The sequence below is a fragment of the Streptococcus sp. GMD4S genome, from assembly GCF_000296955.1.
This window is the reverse complement of record NZ_AJRE01000446.1, coordinates 1-20,602: the sequence shown is the minus strand read 5'-3', so window position 1 is coordinate 20,602 and position 20,602 is coordinate 1. Positions and strand designations below refer to the sequence as shown.

At 36.0% G+C, this 20,602-nt stretch carries 24 protein-coding genes; 2 read left to right on the top strand and 22 right to left on the bottom strand.

The genetic code is table 11. The features are described from left to right. Window positions 1-3: 3 nt before the first annotated feature. From GMD4S_RS10735 to GMD4S_RS10650, 18 genes are all read right to left on the bottom strand, one after another. Complete coding sequence (locus tag GMD4S_RS10735) at window positions 4-1,935, bottom strand: DNA polymerase (protein WP_000854925.1); 1,932 nt, start codon at window positions 1,933-1,935, stop codon at window positions 4-6. A gap of 35 nt (window positions 1,936-1,970) precedes the next feature. Continuing rightward, window positions 1,971-2,504 carry a DUF2815 family protein gene (locus GMD4S_RS10730; protein WP_000032506.1) on the bottom strand — a complete coding sequence of 178 codons (534 nt, stop codon included), beginning with the start codon at window positions 2,502-2,504 and terminating at the stop codon, window positions 1,971-1,973. Between the two features lies 1 nt (window position 2,505). Further along, a complete protein-coding gene (locus GMD4S_RS10725) occupies window positions 2,506-3,648 on the bottom strand; it encodes a DUF2800 domain-containing protein (protein ID WP_001224297.1) in 1,143 nt (380 codons plus the stop codon). Then, a complete protein-coding gene (locus GMD4S_RS10720; protein WP_000068161.1) occupies window positions 3,632-3,928 on the bottom strand; it encodes a hypothetical protein in 297 nt (98 codons plus the stop codon). Before GMD4S_RS10720 ends, GMD4S_RS10725 begins: the two co-directional genes overlap by 17 nt. Window positions 3,929-3,941: 13 nt before the next feature. Further along, window positions 3,942-4,466 (bottom strand): DUF7768 domain-containing protein, encoded by a 525-nt coding sequence (locus tag GMD4S_RS10715; RefSeq protein WP_008282373.1) that lies wholly within the window; start codon window positions 4,464-4,466, stop codon window positions 3,942-3,944. Window positions 4,467-4,635: 169 nt separating this feature from the next. Further along, the gene (locus tag GMD4S_RS10710) at window positions 4,636-6,498 is read right to left on the bottom strand and encodes an XRE family transcriptional regulator (protein WP_000009955.1); all 1,863 of its coding nucleotides are present in this window, start codon (window positions 6,496-6,498) and stop codon (window positions 4,636-4,638) included. Between the two features lie 222 nt (window positions 6,499-6,720). Continuing rightward, window positions 6,721-7,149, bottom strand: a complete 429-nt coding sequence (locus GMD4S_RS10705) for a YjdF family protein (protein ID WP_000778909.1) — start codon at window positions 7,147-7,149, stop codon at window positions 6,721-6,723. Further along, on the bottom strand, window positions 7,146-7,898 hold the full coding sequence (locus GMD4S_RS10700; protein ID WP_000992810.1) for an alpha/beta fold hydrolase: 753 nt from the start codon (window positions 7,896-7,898) through the stop codon (window positions 7,146-7,148). The genes GMD4S_RS10705 and GMD4S_RS10700 overlap by 4 nt, the downstream gene beginning before the upstream one ends. Then, window positions 7,861-8,322 (bottom strand): SRPBCC family protein, encoded by a 462-nt coding sequence (locus GMD4S_RS10695; RefSeq protein ID WP_000865291.1) that lies wholly within the window; start codon window positions 8,320-8,322, stop codon window positions 7,861-7,863. Before GMD4S_RS10695 ends, GMD4S_RS10700 begins: the two co-directional genes overlap by 38 nt. Continuing rightward, on the bottom strand, window positions 8,323-9,087 hold the full coding sequence (locus GMD4S_RS10690) for a cyclase family protein (protein WP_000238214.1): 765 nt from the start codon (window positions 9,085-9,087) through the stop codon (window positions 8,323-8,325). A gap of 2 nt (window positions 9,088-9,089) precedes the next feature. Further along, window positions 9,090-9,383, bottom strand: coding sequence for a carboxymuconolactone decarboxylase family protein (locus GMD4S_RS10685; protein WP_000343399.1), 294 nt, complete (start codon window positions 9,381-9,383; stop codon window positions 9,090-9,092). Window positions 9,384-9,388: 5 nt separating this feature from the next. Next, on the bottom strand, window positions 9,389-9,778 hold the full coding sequence (locus GMD4S_RS10680) for a cupin domain-containing protein (protein WP_001039061.1): 390 nt from the start codon (window positions 9,776-9,778) through the stop codon (window positions 9,389-9,391). Further along, window positions 9,771-11,201: an AMP-binding protein gene (locus GMD4S_RS10675; protein ID WP_001086650.1), complete on the bottom strand. Its 1,431-nt coding sequence runs from the start codon at window positions 11,199-11,201 to the stop codon at window positions 9,771-9,773. Before GMD4S_RS10675 ends, GMD4S_RS10680 begins: the two co-directional genes overlap by 8 nt. After that, the gene (locus GMD4S_RS10670; RefSeq protein WP_000639096.1) at window positions 11,194-11,562 is read right to left on the bottom strand and encodes a 4'-phosphopantetheinyl transferase superfamily protein; all 369 of its coding nucleotides are present in this window, start codon (window positions 11,560-11,562) and stop codon (window positions 11,194-11,196) included. Before GMD4S_RS10670 ends, GMD4S_RS10675 begins: the two co-directional genes overlap by 8 nt. A gap of 1 nt (window position 11,563) precedes the next feature. After that, entirely contained in the window at window positions 11,564-12,172 is a 609-nt protein-coding gene (locus GMD4S_RS10665) for a class I SAM-dependent methyltransferase (RefSeq protein ID WP_000042567.1), read from the bottom strand. Window position 12,173: 1 nt separating this feature from the next. Further along, window positions 12,174-12,401: a hypothetical protein gene (locus tag GMD4S_RS10660; RefSeq protein WP_000651810.1), complete on the bottom strand. Its 228-nt coding sequence runs from the start codon at window positions 12,399-12,401 to the stop codon at window positions 12,174-12,176. Window positions 12,402-12,403: 2 nt separating this feature from the next. Further along, window positions 12,404-13,561, bottom strand: a complete 1,158-nt coding sequence (locus GMD4S_RS10655; RefSeq protein WP_000213426.1) for a beta-ketoacyl-[acyl-carrier-protein] synthase family protein — start codon at window positions 13,559-13,561, stop codon at window positions 12,404-12,406. Between the two features lie 9 nt (window positions 13,562-13,570). After that, on the bottom strand, window positions 13,571-14,818 hold the full coding sequence (locus GMD4S_RS10650; RefSeq protein WP_000883312.1) for a beta-ketoacyl-[acyl-carrier-protein] synthase family protein: 1,248 nt from the start codon (window positions 14,816-14,818) through the stop codon (window positions 13,571-13,573). A 231-nt stretch (window positions 14,819-15,049) separates the two neighbouring features. Here GMD4S_RS10650 and GMD4S_RS10645 point away from each other — a divergent pair, with 231 nt between their 5' ends. Further along, window positions 15,050-15,904, top strand: a complete 855-nt coding sequence (locus tag GMD4S_RS10645; RefSeq protein WP_000842631.1) for a helix-turn-helix domain-containing protein — start codon at window positions 15,050-15,052, stop codon at window positions 15,902-15,904. A gap of 161 nt (window positions 15,905-16,065) precedes the next feature. Here the strand turns inward: GMD4S_RS10645 and GMD4S_RS10640 are convergent, their stop codons facing one another. Both GMD4S_RS10640 and GMD4S_RS10635 read right to left on the bottom strand, forming a co-directional pair. Next, window positions 16,066-16,521, bottom strand: coding sequence for a hypothetical protein (locus GMD4S_RS10640; protein ID WP_001212337.1), 456 nt, complete (start codon window positions 16,519-16,521; stop codon window positions 16,066-16,068). Then, window positions 16,521-17,645 (bottom strand): recombinase family protein, encoded by a 1,125-nt coding sequence (locus GMD4S_RS10635; RefSeq protein WP_008287977.1) that lies wholly within the window; start codon window positions 17,643-17,645, stop codon window positions 16,521-16,523. Before GMD4S_RS10635 ends, GMD4S_RS10640 begins: the two co-directional genes overlap by 1 nt. Before the next feature lie 209 nt (window positions 17,646-17,854). On the opposite strand from GMD4S_RS10635, the gene GMD4S_RS10630 reads away from it, so the two are divergent. Next, window positions 17,855-18,394, top strand: coding sequence for a hypothetical protein (locus tag GMD4S_RS10630; protein ID WP_000863700.1), 540 nt, complete (start codon window positions 17,855-17,857; stop codon window positions 18,392-18,394). Window positions 18,395-18,416: 22 nt separating this feature from the next. Here the strand turns inward: GMD4S_RS10630 and GMD4S_RS10625 are convergent, their stop codons facing one another. Further along, window positions 18,417-19,370 (bottom strand): DNA-methyltransferase, encoded by a 954-nt coding sequence (locus tag GMD4S_RS10625; protein ID WP_000049349.1) that lies wholly within the window; start codon window positions 19,368-19,370, stop codon window positions 18,417-18,419. 332 nt (window positions 19,371-19,702) lie between these two features. Further along, a partial coding sequence (rlmD, locus tag GMD4S_RS10620) for a 23S rRNA (uracil(1939)-C(5))-methyltransferase RlmD (protein WP_000674997.1) occupies window positions 19,703-20,602 on the bottom strand: 900 nt, incomplete at its 5' end.

The following is a 20,602-nucleotide window of genomic DNA, read 5'->3' as shown; positions in this document are numbered from 1 at the left end:
TCCTTAATCTTTCTTATAAAATTCACAGGCATAGCCGTCGGCTTGTAAAGGCAGACCTTCGGCCCAGTCTGGCTTTGTGGCAAGTAGCTGGCAGACTTTTGCCACACTCTCTTCTCTCACTTCTACCACCACTTCATCATGCACATGAAGAACAATAGCTAATCCCTTTTGCTCGAGCTGCACCATGCCATAGGCCAATAAATCTCGGGCGATACCCTGAACAATATTTTCCACTAACTTTGGTCCATAGGTCTCAAGCCGAGTCCATTTCTTACTCTCTCCAATCCCTTCATAGGTCAAGCTAGGTTTGCCAAATGCATTCATGCCCATGCGAGGTTTAACATAAGCTAGCTTTCGTCCAGAAGGTAGCGTAATAAAGAGCATGCCAGATTGATAGCTGATGACAAGATTCTTAATCTTCTTCGGTTCTCTTGTTTCATAGACCTGCTTTGCGGTCTTATCTATCTCCCACCAAAAGGCCACAATATGCGGATTGGCTGACCGCCACTGATTGACGAGCGGCTGCAGTTCCTCTTCTTCCAGTCCCATATCCAGTGCTCCCATAGCGGTTAAAGCGCCGACTGACCCACCATAACCAAGAGCTAGTTCTGCAATCTTACCTTTTTGGCGAAGGTGGCTATTAACACCGTGTTTCTCAACCGGTACTCCAAACATAGAAGACGCAGATGCGCAATAGATATCCCCGCCCTGTTCAAAAACATCTAACCGCCAAGATTCCCCAGACAGCCAAGCCAACACCCGAGCTTCAATCGCAGCAAAGTCAGCAACGATAAACTGATGACCTGCTTTGGGGACAAAGGCAGTCCGAATAAGTTCAGAAAGGACACTCGGGACATTCTCATAGAGAGTATCCAAGGTTTCAAACCTCCCTTCTTTCACAAGGGTTCTGGCAAGGGACAAATCCTTGAGTTTGTTCTGAGGAAGATTCTGCACCTGAACCAATCGTCCAGCCCAGCGGCCAGTGCGATTCGCTCCATAAAATTGCAAAAGTCCATGTACCCGGCCGTCTGAGCAAACACAGCGTTCGATAGCCTGGTATTTCTTGACGGAGGTCTTGGACATCAAGAGACGCAGTTTTAACATTTCAAGTACTTCTCCATCTGCTTCTTTGAGTTGCTTGGTCACCTCTTTCTTTCCCAACGAGTCCATGAAGACTCCTTGCTCTTCTAACCAGCCCTTTAGTTGAGAGACAGAATTCGGATTCTCTAATCCACTCAATTCATAAGCACGCTTTGTGACCCGCTCCTTATAAGAAAGGTCACAAAGAATGGCCTGTTCAACCAACTGCAAGTCTACTTCTATGCCTCGGTCATTGATTTCCTGATCCAACTGATAGAGAAGCTGCTCACTATAAAGCAAGGGATGGTTTCTCAGACGCTCTCGAATAGCTTGTTCCACCTCAACATCTCGCTTGCAGTAACGTTTAAATAATTCCCAGTCCTCAGGCGCATGATGGGGGAAATTCCGCGCTCGCATACCATTTGCTTTCGTTCCTTTACAGGGCAGACAGAAATAGCGAATCAGCCTGCTTCCTTCTTTCATCTTTTGTTCTTCTATGTTGAGAACTCGGCCCACTCCTTCAAGGGATAATGGTAGGCCTAAACTTGCTGCAAGTACCGCCGTACAGAACCAGGACTTAGCTGAGAGATGCTCTCCTAGAAACTTGGAAAGACAGACCCTCTCAAAGTTGGCATTGAAGGCCGTTTTTATAATGGCATCATCTAATAGAGCTAAACGAATCTCTTCAGGAATCTGCTCTCCCTGAGCTAAGTCTACCACCTGCGTTTCTTTCTCATCCTCTTTATAGGCAAAGAGCAAAATCTCAAAGGCTAGGCTATCCACATAGCGATAGACTCCGCATTTTGTTAAGTCTACATCTGAATAAGTTTCAATATCAATGCTTAGAGTTTTCATCCGTCCTCCAATAGGTAAAGAGGTGGAGACCCACCTCAAGCTAGAAAGTCGTCATCATCAACGGTACCGAATTCATCTTCTGCTCGAACTCGGCCACCCAGTGGTTCTCCGTCTTTCAATTTTTGAATGTTTCCAAGGCCAGCTGCCACCCCACGATTGCCATTGGAGTTAAAGCCATAAAATGTCACAGATACCCGACCATAACAGCCTGAATAGACTTCCGTCTGATCTAGGATTGGCTGAACCTGCTGGTCTACGACCTGCGGCTTTTGTTTGGAATTACAGTTAATAAAATAACTATTGGCATAGGCTTCATCATCCGGCCGGTCAATATCTCCGTCTCGGAGTGGTAGTTTCAGATTGGCTGGAATCTTCCCTCCAAATTTTGAAATAGCTTCTTGTTTGGCCTGCTCTACGGCTTGTTGGATTTTCTGAATCGTGGCCTTATCACTCTTTGGAATAATTACTGATACAGAATATTTCGGTTCTGAACCATTGATAGATTGCGGCTCCCATACATTCGCATAGGATAGACGTCCAGGGACGATTACTTTTGTTTCTTTTGACATATTAGCTTCCTCCAAATTCAGCTGCTGCTGGAATATATTCTTTTCGTTTATCACTTTCAGGAACAAGGGTCAGCTTGCCTTGAGGTTTGCGGACCAAATGCCCTAACAATCGGTTAAATGCTTTCTTGCCCATCCGTTTCTCCAGTTCAGTCAGAGAAACCAGACTTTGTTTATAGATATCCGTGAAGCCTTCTGCTTCTGCTAGTTTGGCCACTTCATCTTCATCAGTGAACTGACGGATAGAGCGACCTTCGACCAGTTTAAATCCTTCCCATGATTTATGAGTATCAATGGCCACCTTGGTCGCATAGTCTTTCACCTCTGTCGCCCATTTGACTAGGTCATCCACATGAAGAAGAATTTCTTCAATCTCTCCATCCGTCAAAAGATGAGGGGAAGCCAACTGGAATTGTTCAAGCTCTTTATGATAGTCCATTCGTGCCCGAAGAACGGCATTACAAGGTGAGAACTGACACCAAGGACCATAGGTGACCTCTCCTTCTCCTTTAAAGGCCAGTTCAGCCTTAGGTTTCAGATCCGTCTCAGCCCACTCTAGCAAATCTTCTCGTTGTAAAATAGCCGTTGAGATATTCCCTTTTCGTGGCTGAAAAATGGTCATCTTGACTTCTTCAATATCATAGAGAGCATCGTAGAACTCCAAGGCTCCCAGGGCATAGAGCTTCATCTGCGGGTTGTTCTCGGCTTCGACCAGCACCCCTTTGCCATACTTGAAGTCCACAACATGCAGGGTGCTGTCTACCACAATGACACAGTCAGCCGTCCCAAATCCTTCTGGAACATAGCGAGAAAAGTCAACTTTCTGCTCAATGAGAACAATTGGATCACTGGTACCTTGTTTCAGTTGTTCAAACTCATCTATGATGAAGGCAACATAATCTTCCGTGGCTTGTTCCATCTCAAGCGTCAACTCACCTTCCGGTTCTTCTGCTTCTATCCGAAGTGCACTTTTCAGCTTATACTCAGCTAGAGCATGGGCCAGTGTCCCCTCTTCTGCTGCAGGATTAGTCTTGTGTTCAAAGAACTCCTCTAAGCGAGCAAGAGGCGGCACCGTCAGCCAGCGGTGGCTGGAGGATGCTGATAATAGTGCGTGTTGTTTTCCCGCCATATCAGAGTCCTTTCGCATCTTCAAGAAGAGAAGAATAACGCTTCTCTTCTACCGCAGAGAGCTTGTTTGCTCCATACTTTTGAAGGAGTTCTCGCACCTGTTCTGTTTTACCAGCTCGGGACTTTTCGGCCAGAACTTTACGGATATCTTCAATAGTGACTGTTGGTAAAGCTGCCTTTTCAGCTTTTTCCACAGGTGCTTCATCTGTATGGTCAACCGCACCATACAGTTCTTCCAAACTATCTGCCAGCATTCGTAAGTTGGAGACAACAGTTTCTAGTTTTTTCATTTGAGCCATAGCTTTTCCTTTCTTATTCTAAGAACATGCTTGGAAACTTCGACCAAACAGAATCTTTCGTATTAGTAACTCTTGGATTCTTTTCTCCTGCATAGCGAACTTTGTGGCCACTACATTGGAGGGCAAACAAGGGTTCTACCCGGTCATCAATTTCCATGGTATGTGGATTGATAGGCTGACCATTCTCGTGGAATAATCGGAAAGGTTTCCCCAGCTCTTTCGCCGTTTCAATCTCATACTTCATACCTTGAGAGATATTGGGACCATAGACCCAAATCTCATCACATCGCTTCAAAAGCTCCTGCCCCATGGTCAAGCCCTGGATTCGTTCATCAGGATTCCTGTCGTTTAAGAACTGTGTCAAAAGCAGATGCGGTGCAAGGGGGACATAGCCAGCTTTGGCAGCTTGCTTGGAATAGGCAATGGCCTTCTTTTCATTTTCTGCAACATTCCCTCGATAGGGTGAACAAATAAATACTATTTTCATTCGGAAAATTCCGTCCTTCATCAATTTTTTGGAGTTACTATCGATGGCCATCTCCAACTCACAAGACTAGTATAAAACCATTTGGCGAAAGTCAACAGAGCAAAAAATGAGGGGTTTTGAACGTGAAAATAAGTCTTTGATATAAACCATTTGTTTAAAAAACCTGTTAGAACGCAAAAAAGCACCCCTCAAAAAATGAGGGGTGCAACATAAAAAATTTTTAAATTGTTTTCACATTCATCGATTTTAGTTTTTCATTTACTTCTTCTAATGAAAGGTGGTAACAACTTCTTAGAATCATTTTATAAGCACAGTGGTGAGGAAGCAGGTCATTAAAACTGTGAGTGCTCTTCCTAATCAAATCAAAGCTAAAATCTGGATACAGCTTTAGGCCGATACAGACGGCAATTATGTTCTTCAACTTACCATTCTCTCCGTGCTTTGTTTCCATTCTCTCTATTGTAGAAACACTAACGCCACTGTATTCTTCCAATTGTTCCTGTGTACAATTCTTCCTATCTCGATGGAAACGCAATGTACCACAAAAATGATTCGGAAGAGATTCCATAATGCGCTGAATCTCAGGGAAAATATGGCCGGAGTATTCCGGGATTGAGTTGACTTCAATGATGTGTTCTGAGAAATCTATCTCAATTTTTAGTTCAGGCAGATTTCCACGATACAAGATATAATCATTGAAATCCTTAAAACTAATACTTTTCCGACCTGCATAGTGGATATCAAATACGAGACAGCATTCATCCATATGGGAGTATGCATAGTCAGTCATTTGATAAACTCCATATTCTACCATACGAACATACTTCTCAGAGTTTAGGCAGAAATGAGAATCTACATAAACATATTTCCCTGAATCCATCAGCTCTCTAAAGCGTTCGTTCTTGAAGTTCAAAAAACAAGCATTGTTAAAAGAGATGGTAAAGGTCTGATTGTTCTGAATCGCATCCGCTTCACAGGTGTAGCTCTTGATGTATTCATGCCCCACATACTTGTAGATGCCTTCAAACTCGGTATAACCAAGCTGCATCATGCGAATTTTTACAGCCCATCGGGACACTTGAAAGAATTGAGCTAAATCGTCAATCACCTGTTCAAACATGGTGATTCTTTCATCTTCATCAAAAAGGAACGAGTACTTGAGAAACAGTTCCTGAACCATCATTTTTGTGGTTTTCCTTGGCATTAGAATTCTCGCCGCAATACCATTGGCCTGCCACTCCATCCAGTCGTAAGCACTCCACTTATCTTCTTTAATAGCAGAGCGATTTAAACGGCTAGAAATTTTGGTATCTTTCGATCCTAATAAACTCTTGTATTCATTGTGAGTACGATGCAGGAGCCAGTGAACACATTCATGAATAATGGTATTATTAAAGCCTCCCTGATTCCGAAGTCCTTTTACCTTAGGGTCAACGAGAACAGTTCCGGCTTTCACAGTACGTTCCTTTTCTTGATTACCATCAAAGAAAGTCACAAGGCTATCTTTAAAAACCATCTCACCAAAAATAGAGCTATCTGAAGAAAGAGTACCCTCTTCAACCTCAACTCCAATATTCCCTGCAAAATCATAGATGGGCAGTGCCATAGGAGCTTGCAGCATCTCCGGATAATATTGTTCTAAAATATCTTCTGCAATACTATCCATATTCTTCGCGCTAACATAGGGCACAAATTCTTTTGAAAAATAAGGAACAGGCCCCTTCTCACTTGAAGGAACATAAGGCTTAATTTTTAAGACAGAAAATTGATGAAGACCATCTGCCAATAGGTACTTTACTTTTACTGAAAGCCAGATTTCAGCACTGTCATTTTCATAGCCAAATCGACCATGACCTCCAATATTTAAAAAACCAATTACAAGTAAATCCGAAACAATAAAGTCTCCACTTTTATTGCTTGCATGAATACTCTTTATAGAAAAGTCATCTAGTTTGGCAAAATTGATATCATCAATTGAATATGAGGATATATTTAAAGATTCTCTAGAGTTATAAACATACGAATTAATCTTAGCAAAAAGCTCATTATAAAATGTATTTTGGAATAAGGTTTGAAATGACATAACAATCTCCCTTTATAAAATATTTTTCTCCTTACATTTCGTCCTACCCCAAATTAGCCCTTTTAAAGCTAATCTAATTATATTCTTTGACTCCACTTTTAGTATCATTATAACAACAATTCTTGAAAAAAACTACTTTTTCCCATTGCATAATCTATATTCAACCTTATATTCTGTAAAAGCAAAGGGTATCATAATAATACTTTTAAAACCAAAATATTATTAATGCCCTTTTCTTTTTTCTAGGCGTTTTTGCGCCTTTAACTGAAATCGACGTTCCTTCATTTCCTCTTTACGTCTCTTGTTACTTAATCTTTTTTCTTTCTTCACTAACTCATGAACCTTAGATAATTCCTTCTGAGCCTTAGTAGATACTACAGGTTTATTTTTAGCCTTATTTATCTCTCTTTGCATCCTTTTGGGGTTAATTTTTTTATCTTTTGGTAATGTTTGTAACTCTGACGATGAAACTACAATTTTATTATTTTTTTCAATAAGATAGGGTAATTTTTTATAGATAAACTCAAAAACTTCAAAGTCTTTAGGTTCGCTACCAAATAAATGTTTAATTACTCTATAATTATTATTATAATCTGTATATTCAATTAGGCCATACCAAAAAGCATTATCAAAATAAATAGTTAATTTCATATCTTTTCCTCAATAAAACGGGCAATAGAACTGCTTATCAATTTTGGAGATTCATAGATTATATTGTGTCCGCCGGCAATAAATTCAGTAGTAGCATATGGAATTTTTTGCAACAATTTTTTAAACCTTCGATTAGAAATTACTTGATCGTATAATGGTCTTACTATCAATGTTGGTAGTTCAATGATTCTATTAATTGAGTTCAGACTACTATGTAGTTCAATATCTTTATTTATGACTGAAAGGCCTATTTCCCTCGTTAATTTAAAATACTCTTGTTTGAGGTCTCCTGTAACATCCGATTTAAATCCTTTTTCAAGACTATATTCAAATTCTTCATATGAGCTAAAAGTTAATTGACCTAACTTGATTGACTCAAATGGAGAGATTAAGACTCTCCCCTTTGGTAAAAATTTATTAAGTTGAAGTGTTATATAAGCTCCTAACGAGTGCCCTACAATAAAATAATTGTTACATTGTTGTATATGACATAATCTACGAATAACACATTCTAATATTTGTGATTCATTTTCAGAAAACGAAGAATCATATCCTGGCCTATATAACACACAGCATCTATATGTTGGTAAATAAGTAATAATCTTTTCCCAAACTAAGGGATGTTCTGATAGACCATGAATAAAAAAAAGTAAAAGATTATCTTTACTTTTTTCCCAAGATGAATTAATAGAATAGCACATTATTTTATTTTTAATCTTTATCTTTTTCTTTTTTAACAATGCGTTCATATCTTTCTTTTATATATTGCAATTCTTTTTGAGGACTATTCAACATATGTTCAATAAGGCGCTTTTGGTCAGCAGGATTCAATGATTTAGAAGGGATAAACTCTTGCTCCCATGACAATTTTGTCCCTTCCTTAACCCGTTCATAATACCATTTCAGTTTCATATAATCAAATGGAAAAACTGGATCTAATCTCTCACCTTCTACTGAAAACTTTTTTCTATCGGTCTTCCGTAAGGAAATCCATGAAATCTCTTTTTGACCATCATTCATAAATAATCTAAACTTTATACTATTTTCATCTTCTTCAAGTATTTCAACTTTTGTATAGTTTTTGAATAGCAACGGCCAGTTTCTAACATCATTCGTTATTTCAAAGACATCTTCAAGTCTATCTTTTATTATTATTTCATTCTTTACTTTCATCTACTCCTCCACAATTGCTATTGCCCTCACCCAAGCTGCATCCGCTTTATCTAACTTTATTGGAAATAAAGACAGCAAAAACCCCTCTTTAGGTAATTTATCTAGGTTGCACAGCTTCTCTATATGAACATATTCACGCGTTCTTCCAACGAAATGAGATGGCCATAGCACATTTCTATTTCCAGTAATTTTGAATTCGTTTAACATTACTGGAAAGGATCTATCAAATCCATAACTATCAATTCCTATTACCTTAACACCCAAATCTAACAAAAATTCTGTAGCTTCTTTAGACATCCCTGGCCCATCAGTAAAATATTCTTTTGTTCCATATAACTTATCCATATCCGTATAAACAAGTACGATGTCGTTTGGTTTAATTTCAATTTTTTCCTTTTCTAATACCTTTACTATATCTTCTTTCTCTATATTCTTTTTTCTAGGAAATTTTGAAAAGTTTAATACTTTACCTTCACCATAAAACCATTCAAGTGGCAATTGGTCAACAGATTTTGTATTTATATTTTCTACATTCTCACTATCCCCAAAATGAATGGGAGCATCAACATGTGTTCCCATATGAGTCGATAAAGTATAGGTATCAAGTGTCAAAAATTCATTATTAGGGAAAGAAGATATGGGTATTCCTGCTTTTTGTGCTAGTCCCTTTGCTCCCTCTGAACTAGTTAACCTAGTGTGCTTAAATTTAGAGGGTTCTGAATCGTTATCTCCCACAGAAACACTTAGATCAATAAATTTAACCATTTTTATTTTTCTCCAAAAATTTTAGTTGCTTCTTTAAAAGCAAGATTAACGTCTGTAATTCCAACAACTGGAAGGCCTAATAAAATTGTATGATAAATTTCTTCCTCACTTGCTCCAGCAGATAATGCTCTATGAATATGAGTATTAAGTCCACTAATTCCTCGATTTACAAGGAACATTGCAATTAATATCAATTCTTTTTCTCTTTGTGAAAAATCAATTTCATTTGTAATTTCTTCCGTTAAGGCGAAAAAAGCTTTTACTACCTCAGGATTAAATTCTTTAATTTCATCCATATCATTTATCCTTTCTCTATGTAAGTATGTCCTAACTTTGGGTTGGGAGCTAATGGAAATGCAATGTAAATGACTTTGACCTCTGCATTTGTTTCATTCTCAATCTTATAAGCTTGACCTTTAGGTATAAATACACATTCTTCTTCATGAATATCATATTTTATATTATTGACATATATATTAAATTCTCCAGAGATACAAATAATGATTTCATCACTAAATTCATGAAGAAGTTCTTGGCTTTTACCCGAATTTAAACTAGAAATACCAAATGTGAAGTCAGGAGTAGTACTTAAATAGAAATTCTTTAGTATAGGTTTTACCCAACCATATGGAGTTTTTACATCCGTTAGCTCTTTTATATTAATTATTTTAAATAGATTGTTCTTATTCACTTGTCTTTATCTCCGCTCCTCTATTTATTTTTCCTGTAATTCCCTTTGGAATTTTAGGAACTCTAAAAAATTTATCAGGAATCCCATAATGAGGGATTCTCTTTCTTAATCTACTTTTTAGTTTCAAATCTGATATTTTTTGATTATCAGCCAAAACAATATATGCCTCAATTGAAGTTTTGTTGATCGGATTCACTCTAACCATCGCTTCATTAATTTCAGACTGCCTAATCAGTTCGTTTTCTATAGTAGAACTCTTAAACCAATTTCCATTAATTTTAAATAAATCATTTGTTCTTCCACAATAGTAATAGTTATTACCTGCATCACGGTAAAACAAATCCCCTGTGCTTATTTCAGAAACTTCTTTGTTCCAGCAACTCCTTCCAGATACAAATAATTCCCCAACCTCATTAATTTCGGCTTCACTGCCATCTTTTTTGATAATCCTTGCTGAATATCCGGGTACAAGTGTTCCAACACTACCACTCTTTGGTGAATGTAAACTATTTATAAAAAAAATGTATAAAAGTTCTGTCGTTCCCATTCCTTCAACTAAATAATTATTTGTCCTTCTGCTCCATTCTTCAAATACTACATTAGGTAATGTTTCTCCACAAGAAATGCACATTCTAAACTTCGAACCTATTTCATTTATGTTATCATATAATTTTAGAATTGCATTAAAAAATGTCGGTACTCCAAAAACTACTGTAGGATTATTCCTACAAATACTTTTATATATCTGTGAAATGGAATCATATTCGCAAATGAATACTGTTGCACCTGCATAAAATGGTAGATATACACTATTTCCAAATCCATACGCAAAAGGAATTTTAGACACTGAAAAAATTAAATCCTCTGGTACAATACATGTAGAAGTAGCTTGAAAACTTTCTATACAATTAAGTACATCATCCAGAGTATGTGGAATAATCTTAGAATTTCCAGTGCTTCCCGAAGTACATAAATAAAAAGAAGGAACATCACTAGGTAAACAATCTATATTACTAAAATTCAATTCTTCAGTACATTCTTTTGTATTAAGGTAAGAACGTATATCATCAAGTTTCACTATTGCTTGATTGTCACATTCTAAATCAATATCACTAATTAAATAAACTGAGTTTGAATTAGAGTATAAATAATCTAAGTTTGCCCTATTCATTTTTTTATTTATTAAAATAGGTCTAATTCCCGAAAATATACATGCCCAAAATAAGAAAACATATTCTGGACAATCATTCATATATATTGATACTGTTTGGTTTTTATGAATAGAAAGCCTAGATAAATATTCCTTGAGACAAAAAATATTAAACAGTAAATCTTTATACGTAAATTTAGTTTTGTCAGTAATTATTGCTAACTTTGGATGCTTACTTGGATCAAAAAACATTGTTTTAATTAAACTATTCATACTCTACCTCTAAAATAACAGATGTGTAAATATTATTACGATCACATGTAAATGATAACAACGCATTAAAATTATCTTTAAATAAACCTTCTTTAATATTTAAAATATAGGCTTGTTTTTCTATTTTTATCTCTATATCGCTATATTTAATTCCTCTAAAACCAGTCCCAAGTGCTTTTGACGCTGACTCTTTTAGTGAAAACAATAAGGTCGCTCTAAAAATACAGTCCGTATTACATTGCTTAATAAATTTCCACTCATTTTCAGTATATATGAGGTCAACCATTATTGAATCATATTTTTCTAACAATACACGAGTTCGCTCAAAATTTTGAATATCTATACCATGGCCATAAATCATATTATTTATACCAAATGGTGAACCATCCCAGTGGAAACTGCCTATCTTGGGTAGAAAATGATAGGATACGCTCAAGATGTTCTAACTTAAATTCAGGATAAAAAGTATCCAATAATTCTTCACTTGAGATTCTCCTTGGTTGTGCTCCAGGTGAAATTTTATCGGAAAAACAACGAAGAATAAACATACCGCCAGGTTTTAAGAATTTAAGGATTTGCTTAGCATAAATTTTCCTTTCATCATCTGTTAAATGATGAAAACACCCTTGATCCGTAATAACATCAAAACTGTTCTCTTCCAATTCCATTTCAAGAATGTCACCGACTTTCCAATCCACAACTACATCATATGCGCTAGCAATTTTTTTAGCTGTCAAAATAGCAGATTCTGAAATATCAACTGCAGTCACATTCATTCCCCTAATTCCTAAAAAGACTGATTCGGTCCCTAGTCCACAACCTATTTCTAAAATATGAGACTCTGGCTTAATTTTCTGCTCATATACTAAGTTAACTAACTCTGGATTGGCTGTCCCTGCTGTCCATTCATGAGCAGATGGACTCTCGGTTTTATATATTTTTTGATAATATTCTTTAATAGGTTTACTCATTTTATTTCTCCTTTTTTGAATAAATTTCATTAGATAAGTCAATCAAACTTTGTTTATCATCTTCTAAAGCAACTTCAACAAAATACTCCTGTTTTATAGCTAATGATAAATCTACTTTCTCTGTAGAATCCAAGTCGAAGTCCGATAAAGAACTACTGTTGTTGATTTCTTCTTTCTCAATTCCAATATTTTCCAATGCTTCTTTTAAAAAATTTAAAATATCCTTCATTTTTAGCTCCTATATTTTTTTAACAACGTTCCTACATTAATACCTTCTCTTGTTCTTGATGAAACTAATATTGTATCAACCTCATCAACACTACTTACCCTCATATTATTATTTCGAGTGTCAACTATACATATCGAATCCTCTATATACATAGTTCCAATTAATACGTCTGTTACCGTAGAGGCTCCATATTGATGACCAAATAGCTGTTTAGGGGTCGAAATAATAGTATTATCTGATAAAACATCATCAATGAATCGATCTTCAATCTTATCACATTCATAAACTCCACATGCTTCAGGCAAAAAAACATCTAAATTTGAATAAGTCAATTCTAAACCTGACATTAATTTATCCATACATTTTATATAGTCTCCTCTGTTAGATTTCGAGCCTACAATTTCTCCATATATTTTAGCCCCCCTACTTAAAGCATGTTCCAATTCCTCAAGTACTAAAAAACTACTCCCTTCACCTAGTACGATTCCATTCCCTCTATTATAGAGAGAATAGTACACTGCTTCCTCACTTTCATATAAATCTTTTGTTTGCGAATAGCAAACTGTAGCTAGTTTAGTAATAGGAGCCTCAGTACCTCCACAAACAACAACATCATTAAAACCAGATTTAATTGATTCATATGCAAATTTTAGGCTCATCGCACCACTTGCTCTGTCTGCAACAAAACTCTTAGAATAACCATGGATTTTGTTAAGTATTGTGATATATCCCTGAGCTGCCGCAGGAAACCAAGCCGTTGCCTGCCACGGGTTAACAAATTCAGCTCCATCTATGTACAATTCTTTGAATCCTCTTTCAGAAATGTCCCATCCTCCTGAATTATTCCCGACAAAAACACCTGTCCTATATGAGTTGTAATTACTACACTCTTTAAATCCGCTATCCTCCATAGCTTGTTGAGCTGCATATACTGCATATCTAATAAAAGTATCAATTTTGTGATTAACTCTTCTAGAAATTACCGATTCGTCAAAATTATCAATAATTCCTGCAACTTTAATTCTATTTTTGGAAGTGTCATACCTCTCTATTTTTTTTATACCATTTTGCAGTGAATATAAATTATGCTTGAATTTTGATATTTTATTTCCTAAGGGATTGACAATCCCTCTTCCTGTTATAACAACTCTCGTGGTCATTTCAATTCCTCATTTCCCAATTATACAGGCAGAATGTATACCTCCAAAACCACTTGCAGTAACCAATGCAGTATTAATTATTTTATTTGTTGGTTTTAAGGTAATATTTAATTCGCATTCGTGATCAGGGTATTCGTAATTTATATTTGGTGGAACTATTGAATTCTGAATTGCCCCTATTGTACTGACTAAGGCAACTAGGCTCGCACTAGATAATGGATGTCCCATCATGGATTTAGTGGAACTTACTGGAATTTCATCTATTAAACTACCAAATACATTGTGAAATGCCTCGCTTTCACATTTGTCATTCTGTTGTGTCGAACTACCATGAGCATTGATATAATCAATACCATTAAGATTTAATCCACTTCTTTGTATTGCTTGTCGTATGGTTTCTGATAAAGCTTCTGAATCTTTTAAATCGGTCATATGATTCGCATTACAAAGACTCGCTACTCCTTTTAGATAGCCATAAATACTTCTTTCCCTTTTTTCAGCTAGTTTCTTCTTTTCCAAAACTAGATAAACGGATGACTCACTTATAACAAATCCGCACCTTTTTTTATCAAAGGGTCTAGATGATTCACTAGGTTCACCTTCCCATTTTGATAAAGCTCCGATAGCATTTAATGTTGAATAGGTCAAAGTGCATAAAGGCGCTTCTGATGCTCCCACAATTGCTATATCTAATTCATTACTCTCTAATAACTGAATTCCAGTTATTAAAGCATCCAAACCTGCTGTACAACCTGTGGAAAGGGACACGCAAATCCCATTAAAGCCAAATATTTTAGATATTTCAGTAGCTGGATAATTAAACATCCCATTATTGTAAAATTTATCTCCTACATTTTTGTACTCTATATCATCTATACCTCCTTGTGTTATTTCTTCATAAATTTCTTGAATTTCAGGTGTTCCTCCAATCGCTGAGCTAGAGATAATTCCCACTTTTTCTTTATCAAGATAATTTATTATCTGTGCATCAAGTATAGCCTCTTTTGCTGCAATATAAGCATTCTTAGCAAATTTCGATTGATTTTTCAATGTCTGTTCTTCTATACTTTGAAGATGGTTTTCATAATTCAATTCTTTTATTTTTGAATAAGTAGATGATTTCATTCCAGCATTCATCATCTCTTTACTCTGTATAATAGCTGATTTCCCATTTAAACTATTTTTCCAAAATTCTTTTTTTCCGATACCTAAGGGAGACACGATGCCGATCCCTGTGATTACAATATCATCTAGCATACACCTACTCCTATAATATATGGAACTCCATAAGTTCTCTATCATACTTTTTTACGTGTTTTGTTAAAGTAACATAACATGGTTATTTATACCAATGATAATAATAATATCCAATATTAAAAAAAGGAATAAAAAAATTTTTTTCATAGGTTTAAGTCCTTTCTTTTTATTACCAGATATTGTATAATATTTTTTATCAAAATATTTTTTTGTTGTGAAAGTGGGAATATCATGAAATCATCTTTAGGCAAAACACTAAGAGAAGTTCGAAAGGGTAAACAAGTTAGTATCTGTAAAATAGCCGATGAATATCTTTCTAAATCTCAAATTTCAAGATTTGAGCGAGGCGAATCTGAAATATCATGCATCAGACTAATGAATATACTTGATAAGCTTAATATTACTCTGGAAGAGTTTTTGACCATTCATAGCAATGAAAATCATCCTAACAATTTTATTAATCTTATTAAATATATTCAGGAAGAATACTCTAAACAAAGATTCTCAAATATAAAGCTATTATTAAATGAAGATGTAACATACAAAATTTCATCATTAGAAAGGACAATGATAAAATCTATAATTTATACTTTTGATAAATCTACTAAGCCTACTAAAAATGAATTATTAGAATTATCTGACTACTTATTTAAAATTGAAAAGTGGGGCTATTATGAAATTATTCTCCTCGGAAATTGTGTGAGAACACTAAATTATGATACTCTCTTCTTATTGACAAAGGAAATGGTAAAAAACTATTTTTACTGTTTTGTTAGTAAAACGAATAAAAGGTTAGTTACAGAACTTGCTTTGAACTGCTTAATCGCAAGTATTGATAATTATAGATTTAATCATTGCAACTTTCTAATACAAGAAATAGAATTGCTTTTAAAGAATGAGTTGAGCTACTATGAGAAAACTGTTTTCCTATATGCCCAAGGATATTTTGAGTTGAAACAAAATAATAAAATTGAAGGAAAGCATAAAATGAAACAAGCTTTACAAATATTCAAACTTCTTGATGACAAGCCGACTTTCATGAGATACAACGAACACTATTCATTAATATTTAAAGATGAACAATAGTTGTACGTTCTAACTTTTACTGTTTACTAAATGCCATAAATTTTTCTCTAAACAAATATTGATAAACAGGTCTAGAAAAGTGAATATACTAGACCTGTTTCTTTTATAATAATGGATTTTCAGCTTTATAAAGTTCATTACTTTTAAAAGCAATAGGAAATTTATAGATTCTTGTTTTTTCTATTTGCTAAGTCCTCCATATCATGGTGTGTCTGTTTACGAAAGTCCTCAAGAACCTCATAGCCTTTTAACTCAAAGACAAAGGCCCTATCCTCAGCAATATGAATACCAGGTACCTTGTAGCGTTTATTACTTTCCCAATCTGGCATGATGGTCAAGAGAGCTTCTTTCAGATTCTTGTTCATCATCTGAACTACACCTTTTCGAATCTTCTTAGACTTGCAGAACTCATAGGAACCCTTGGTATTGGCATGACATACTTGAATCCCCATGACTTTTGTGTCTTTGTTGAAGGCCACAATGACATGACTTGGGTAATTCAGCTCAGCAGCTATGGCCTTACTAAAGGTCACAAAGTTCTTGTTTACAGTCATACTGTAATCACTGGCATTTTTCTCAATGGTAATAACCTGTAGGTCGTAGTCTGAAAATCTCATTACTCTTCTCCTTTAAATACAGTTCGAATCTCCTTCTTTTTCCATGAAGAATCGAGTACAATAAAATCCTTCAAAATACCTGACTTCACTTTTTTTACATAGAGTTTTGGCACAACAGCTAGCTTTGCAGATTTCGTTCTTCTTCTCGGTTGAGAGAGTAGCTCTTGTACTAAACTCCAGTCAGAGTCAGATATGATTGAAGGAATTCCATTTCTCAGTCGGTATTTCGGACGTTCACCATTATTCTTCCGTGTCTTGTGGCTAAAGCAGTCAACCGTATAGGTCTTCTGCATGATAATCTCACCCTTATACTTCTCATTCCTAAGAATGTTATTAACAGCAAGGGTAGACCAGTTTTCAAGTCCAGTGACCGTTGGAATATGGTGTTCCATTAACGCATCAGCAATTTCACGCGCAGTCTTGCCATTCATGTAAGAATCGTAGATGTACCTTACTACCTTGGCTTCCGAATCATCTATCACGATTTGACCATACTTGTCCTTGGTATAGCCAAGCAGGTTATGAGTTGGAATAATCGGAATACCACGTTTGAAACGCTCAATAATCGACCAGGTAATCGAAGCACTCTTTTGTTCACTCTCTCCTTGAGCCACGATAGACATGACTCCAAGAACCAGCTCTCCTTTGGTATCCAGTGTGTTTAGATTAATGTCTTCTATTAAAATACCTACTGGATGAGGTAAAGCTTTCAGCTCCCGGTAGATGCTAATGAAGTCAAGCTGGTTCCGGGCAAATCGACTGATACTCTTGACTAATATCAAATCAATTTTCCCTTGCCTGCAGTCTTCTAGCATTTTCTGAAACTGCTCACGCTTCTTAATGGTGGTACCTGATGCACCCTGATCCGCATAAATGCCTACCAATTCCCAATTGGGAGTGTTTTGAATCCGCTCCAGATAAGTTTGTTTCTGCAGTTCAAAACTACCTGATTGGGATTCATCAAAGGTACTCACCCGGCAATAAGCCGCTACACGGGTTTTCTGTTGTCCTAAACTAGCATTCTGTACAACTGCTGGAATGACTTCAACGGTTCTTTCGGATTCAAATGCATTACGGATGCGCTCTTGCTTCTTCGTTAATTTCTTAGAACTCCTTCTGACCATTTTTCCTCCTTTCCAGAAATCTGCATCTTTATTATAAGCGAAAAAGAATTACTCTAAATTATAAAAATTAGTTAATTAGAACCTGAGCTATCAAATTATTCTGTTTCAAATATGTCTTAGAATTAGACTATATACTTTATAGACTATTTCTGATATAATTAATTTTAGTCATATTTGTAAGGAAAAAAATAACTTATTAGGAGGGAACGATGGCTTTTTTTGATAATGAACATAAAAAAGAGATAGAGCGGATAGAAGGGCTTTGGGCAAAATTAGAAGAATTACGAGATTTTGCTAAACAGTACGGAATTGATGATATTTTTCAAGATAATGGCGCCAAAGTTGTTCAACAACTGATTTATCTTTATTTAAATGCTCTACCAGGTAGAGAAGGAAATGACGCGACTTCAAGAAGAAATCCCACAATTGAGTGGGAAATGAAGTCCATAAACCTCGACACAACAGCTTCGGGTTTTAGTACCAATCATCATTTAAATACTGAAATTCTTCAAAAATATAGAAGAGTACCATGGTCATTTGCAATCTATCATGGAATCACACTTGAAGCAATCTATGTTATGAACGCAAGAGACCTTGAACCTTATTTCCAAAAATGGGAAGAGAAACTTAGAACTCAAAAAGATATTAATAATCCCAAAATTAACGTCAATTTTGTTCGCGAAAATGGTACTATGATTTATCCGATTCATGAAGAAAACCCAATAGATCCTGACAGCATTTTTGATTAATGCCCAGTGATCTATTGGGTTTTTATAATTCAACTGTTTTACCATCTATCATTTGCTGGTAATATTTTTCAGCATTTTCATTATCTTCATCTAAAAATCTGAATATTGATGCGGCTGCATACTCTTTTGACAATTCAAAAGCTTTCCAACGTCTATTATTGTTTTCTGCAACCATTCCAGTTGTATTACTCCCTCCAAAAATATCAATGACTAAGTCCCCCTCGTCCGTTAAAAAATTTATAAAAAATTCAGGAAGTCCAGCAGGGAATCTTGCCGGGTGTCCTTTTATTCCGTATTTTTTACAATATCTTAAATACTTACTGTTACTCTCACTATTAGGTATTTGCAATAGATTTGAAGGTATTGCACCACCATTATCTCTACTCCAACTTTCCTTATTATGAACATGACCTGAAGGACGTGTTGCAGTAGCCCCCTTTATATACTCTTCTGGCCTACTGATCAATTTTTTCATTCTATCAGAATAAGGGCTCAGCACCTTGCTAACATTTGCTTTACATTTTCTAGGGTCCTTACACAACCACCATACTGTATTAACAGATGTTTTTGCTCTTAATTTTCTTTTGTTGACCCATTCAATTGGGGAAGGCAAGGCTGAAGGATTATGCCAATAAAACGGCTGAGCCAATTTAAACCCTATTTCATCACAAAATTTAATTAAGGCCCTAAACTGATATAAACTATAAGAGGGTTCCCCTTTTTCATATGCTCCTCCTATATCAATAACAAAACTCCCATCATCCCTTAGCTTATCAAAAACAACTTTAGCAAATTGAGCCAACCATTCTACATATTTCTCTTGAGACTCATTCCCATATTCCTTCTTGCGTTGTAAAGCAAACGGAGGGCTAGTTACAACTAAATTTACACTATTATCACCCAAATCTTGTAATTCTTGTAGTGAATCTCCATTTATACATTCCCCTAATTGGGTTCTATAACTTACTTTAGACATTTCATCTCTCTTTCTTCTAAAAGTATTACGTCTATATCTTTACATAAAAACTTGCAATAATCAAGTCATTACATTTATATATTCAAAATCCAACGTTATTTATATAACCACATTACTAAACCATGGATTATTGTAGGCAAGTATCCTAACAATAATTCTAGCTTCGCATACAATACCCGCTCTACCGTTTATGGAAATAAAAATCTAAACGAACTCAAATCAATCAATATCATTTCAATTACATCAACTTTGACTCTTACTCTAATACATCCCCACTATTGACAAATAACATTGAGCGCTACAACTCCATAAAGCCTTTCGCTAAAAGGTTTCTAGGCTTTCACGAGCAGAGCTACCGCCTCCACATGATGCGTTTGAGGAAATAGATCCACTGGTTGTACTTTCTGCAGTTCATAACCCAATTCTTGGTAGAGTTTGATATCACGCGCCATAGTTGCTACATTACATGAGATATAGGCAATGCGTTCAGATCCTGTTTGGCTGCTTGCCTCGATAAAGCTTTCGGTCAAGCCCTTGCGTGGTGGGTCGACCAAGATGAGAGTTTGTTTAATACCTTCCTTGAGCCAGTTCTTCATGGCATTTTCAGCTGTGTCACATACATAGTGGACGTTGGCAATCCCGTTGATTGCCGCATTCTTTTTGCTATTCTCCACCGCTTCTGGAATAACTTCAACACCGTAGACTTCCTTGACATGCTTAGCAACAGATAAGCCAATGGTTCCAATTCCTGAGTAGGCATCGATCACCACATCATCTTCTCTTAACTCCGCAAAGTCAATAGCTGTTTGATAAAGTTTTTCTGCCATTTCTGTATTGACCTGGTAAAAGGCTGGGCCAGCGATTTGGTAGTCATTTCCCAACATCTGGTCCGTGATATTGTCTTGACCATAAAGAGTCTTCCACTCCTTACCAAAAATCGCATTGGTATTTCGGTCATTGATATTTTGCATGACAGACACAATCTCTGGGAACTGCTTGATAAGTTGTTCAATCAACTGTTCCACTCGGAAAATTTTAGGACGTGTAGTCACTAAGATAACCATGATTTGTCCGGAATAGTGCCCGCGACGCACCACAAGATTTCGAATCAAGCCAGACTGTTCCTTTTCGTCATAAGGTTTTAAATCAAAACGACGAAGCAAATCTCGAAGGGCTACTATGACTTGGTCAATGACAGGATCCTGGATAAAGAAATCTTCAAGGGGCATGAG